We start from the raw sequence: 1,238 nt of genomic DNA on the forward strand, positions 1-1,238 counted from the left end.
GGCCAGCACGGCGGTCGACAGGTCCAGACTGATGTCGTACCCGGTCACGTCGAGCAGGCGTGCCCGCTCGGTAGCCTCGACCTGCGTCAGGTTGCGCACTCCCGGCACTGTTTGTCTCCATCCCACATCTCGCCGTACGCCCGGCGGCGCCCGTCTGCCGGCCGCTCGTGGCGGCGGTTCGGATCCGAGTCTTCCATGGACGTGCATCCGGCGGTGGTCGAGGTCACGGTCCGATTCGGGTGCCGGTGGACCGGACGCGGGGTGAAGATTCCCCAAGACGCCGGATCGCCGGCGCAACTCCGCCGCGAAGGGATCGCACCGTGACCGATCGCGTCACCGCCGACATGTGGTTCGACCCGGCCTGCCCGTGGGCGTGGATCACGTCCCGCTGGCTGCTCGAGGTCGAGCAGGCCCGGCCCGTGGACATCCGCTTCCACGTGATGAGCCTGGCCGTGCTGAACGAGGGCCGGGACGAGCTGCCCGAGGATTACAAGACGTTCCTGAGCACCGCCTGGGGGCCGGTGCGGATCTGCATCGCCGCCGAGCAGCGGTACGGCAGTGACGTCCTGCGCCCGCTCTACACCGCGCTGGGCACCCGGATCCACCTCGACAAGCAGGAGCGGGGCCCGGAGCTCTACGTGGCCGCGTTGACCGAGGCCGGCCTGGACCCGGCGCTGGCCGCGGCCGCCGACAGCACCGAGTACGACGAGGCGTTGCGGGCCAGCCACGAGGCGGGTATGCGCCCGGTCGGGCAGGACGTCGGCACCCCGGTCGTGCACGCGCCCGGCCCGGACGGCAGCCCGGTCGCGTTCTTCGGCCCGGTGATCACGCCCGCCCCGAAGGGGGAGGCCGCCGGTCGACTCTGGGACGGTGTCCTGCTGGTCGCCGGCACCCCGGGCTTCTACGAGCTGAAGCGCACCCGGGAGCAGGGCCCGATCTTCGACTGAGCGCCGCCCGCCACGCGCCCCCGTCCGGACACCGTCGGTCGTCCGGGTGGGGGCGCGTCGTGTCGGACGCCGGGTGCGGCTGCGAGGCCGGACGCGGTTGCGGCGTCACCGGTGGGCGGGCGGCGTCGTTTCCCTCGGTGTCCGCCGCAGCGACCCGCAGGGCCGCACCCCGCAGCTCGTGGAGGCATTCCCGATGGCCAAGCACCGTGCGTCCGGTGACGATCAGCTGACCCGGCAGGGGGTGATCGAGACTCCCGGCGCGGCCTACTGGTCGGTCGACGACTCCCGCTG

1 protein-coding gene is annotated in these 1,238 nt (G+C 72.9%); it reads left to right on the forward strand.

Features of this window, described 5'->3' with window-relative positions; genetic code table 11:
* The first annotated feature begins 320 nt into the window (after positions 1-320).
* Complete coding sequence (locus tag F8271_RS31310; protein WP_151493376.1) at positions 321-947, forward strand: disulfide bond formation protein DsbA; 627 nt, start codon at positions 321-323, stop codon at positions 945-947.
* Positions 948-1,238: the final 291 nt, after the last annotated feature.

This window comes from Micromonospora sp. ALFpr18c, from assembly GCF_008868155.1.
Taxonomy (GTDB): domain Bacteria; phylum Actinomycetota; class Actinomycetes; order Mycobacteriales; family Micromonosporaceae; genus Micromonospora.